At 70.5% G+C, this 2,062-nt stretch carries 2 protein-coding genes; both read right to left on the bottom strand.

Annotated elements, in window-relative coordinates:
• Positions 1-720: M23 family metallopeptidase (locus tag ABZ573_RS32470; protein WP_358122923.1), on the bottom strand; the 720-nt coding region annotated here is incomplete at its 3' end.
• Positions 721-892: 172 nt separating this feature from the next.
• Complete coding sequence (locus tag ABZ573_RS32465; protein WP_151455691.1) at positions 893-1,888, bottom strand: esterase family protein; 996 nt, start codon at positions 1,886-1,888, stop codon at positions 893-895.
• Positions 1,889-2,062: the final 174 nt, after the last annotated feature.

Here is a 2,062-nt window from a genome sequence, read left to right as displayed (position 1 = left end):
GCCGAAGAAGTCGTTCCATTTGTTGGAGGTGCCGGCGAAGTTGGTGCCGGTGGAGGTGGAGACGTAGACGTCGTTGAGGGTGCCCTGGGTGAAGGTGACGATGTCGTCGCGGCCGTCGCCGGTGAAGTCCGTGGGCGAACCCGCCAGATACCGGCCACCCGTCGGCGACGTACCGCAGTTGTCGCTGACCAGGTACTTCTGGTGGTACTGGCCGGGGTAGGGCGCCAGCGACGTTCCGTTGATCACGATCGTCTGCCCCACGCCGTTGTAGAGCTGTTCGTAGTGGATGTGCGGCCCCGACGAGTTGCCGGTGCTGCCCGTGGTGCCGATCTGCTGGCCCTGCTGCACGTACGCCCCGTCCGGCACGGAGTAGGTGCTGAGGTGGAAGTAGTAGGTGGTCCAACCGCCGCCGTGGTCGATGACGATGTAGTTGCCGGCGCCGCTGGGCTGCGAGTACCGCCGGGCGACGCCCGCCGCGGAGGCGACCTGCGGCGTGCCCGCGGTGGCACCTCCGTCGGCCCGCACGAAGTCCAGGGCCTGCCGGACCTCGGCGCTGTGGTGGTCGTAGGTCCACCGCTGCCCGCACGGGAACGGGGCCTTGAAGTTCGGCGCGGCGAGCGCGGGGGACGATGTCGCCACCGCGCCGGTCAGGACGCCCACCGCCAGGGTGAGCAGGGCGGCCAGGACGCGACGCGCCCCGGTCCTCGGAGGCCGTGACATGGGGTGACTCCCGTCAGGGAAGGCTCGGATGGGGTCGGGGGAGCGGGCACGCCGGTCGGCGTGGCGGATGCCACCCGGCGGGCGGGACGGTCGGGCCGCAGTGGGGCGCCGTCGACGACGCGCCGCCGGGCCGCGACGGATGTCTGCGGTGGCGGCGCGTCGTCGACGAGGCTCAGCCGGCGCGGCGCAGGCGGCCGAGCATCCCGTTGAGGTCCTGGACGAAGATGTCGTGCCGGAAGAAGTGGCCGCCGGGGAGCTCACGCCACTCGTGCGGGATGCCGGCCCGACCCAGGGCCGCCCGGAATTCGCGCTGACCGGCCAGCACCTGCGTCTCGTTGACGTAGTCGAACCAGTTGATCGGGTCGGGCGAGGTGCCGGCGACCAGGAAGATGCGCTTGTTGCGGTAGCTCTCGATGCGCTGGACCGGGTTGTCCGCGGTGACCCGCGCCTCGTCCCACAGCGGCGCGCCGTAGACGGTGCCGCCGCCGAGGTCCATCGCGGCCGAGGTGGTGTTGGCCCAGTGCACGACGAGGCCGAAGTCGCGGCGCAGGCTGGCCGGCCCGGAGTGGGAACTGACCGAGCAGAAGTGGCCGTAGTACTTCGCGGTGTACTTCAGGGCGCCGAACCCGCCCATCGAGAAGCCGGCGACGGCGCGACCGTTGTACTCCGGGAAGGTGCGGAAGTTCGACTCGATCCAGGGCAGCAGCTGCGCGATGTGGAAGGTCTCCCAGTTGCGGGGACCGGTGTTGCTGTGGACCGGGTTCGAGTACCAGCCGGTGGAGGCGTCCGGCATGACGACGATGATCTCTCTGCCGGCGGTCAGGTTGATGATGTTGTCCTGCATGTGGAAGGTCCGGAAGTCGGCTGCCCCGCCGTGCAGCAGGTACAGCACCGGGTAACGCTTGCCGCTGGTGTGGTAGCCGTCGGGCAGCAGGACGTTGACCGCCGGGTCCCACTCGATGGCGTCGGTGGCGAACCGGTAGTACTGAAGGCGGCCACCGTTCTCGTTGCGGTCGACGATGCGCAGGCCGTGGCCGTCGCGGGCCGCGGACGCGGGCAGCGGTGCGGCGAGGGCGCCGGCGAACGTGCCGGCGGCGGCGACTCCCGCGGCGCCGGTCAGGAGCCGGCGGCGGCTGACGGGCCGGCGGGCGGCAGGGGTGTTGTCCATGGATCCTCCATCGGGTGAAGCCGCGCCGGGCGGACGCGAACTGTGGCGCGGAGCGTGCTGTCTACGCGGGACGGTTCAGAGGGTGGTTTCGCCGTTGAGGCCGAAGAAGTCGTGCCATTTGGTGCTGGGGTTGAAGGTGGTGCCGGTGGAGAGTCCTACGTAGACGTCGTTGGT

The sequence above is a fragment of the Micromonospora sp. NPDC007220 genome, assembly GCF_040634035.1.
In the GTDB taxonomy this organism is placed as follows: Bacteria; Actinomycetota; Actinomycetes; order Mycobacteriales; family Micromonosporaceae; genus Micromonospora; species Micromonospora reichwaldensis.
Note: the sequence above shows the minus strand (reverse complement) of the source record. Positions and strands in the feature narration are given on the sequence as shown.

Bases quoted from the DNA above. Each gene is read 5' to 3' on its own strand.
- ABZ573_RS32465 (WP_151455691.1), bottom strand. From the start codon at position 1,888: ATGGACAACACCCCTGCCGCCCGCCGGCCCGTCAGCCGCCGCCGGCTC.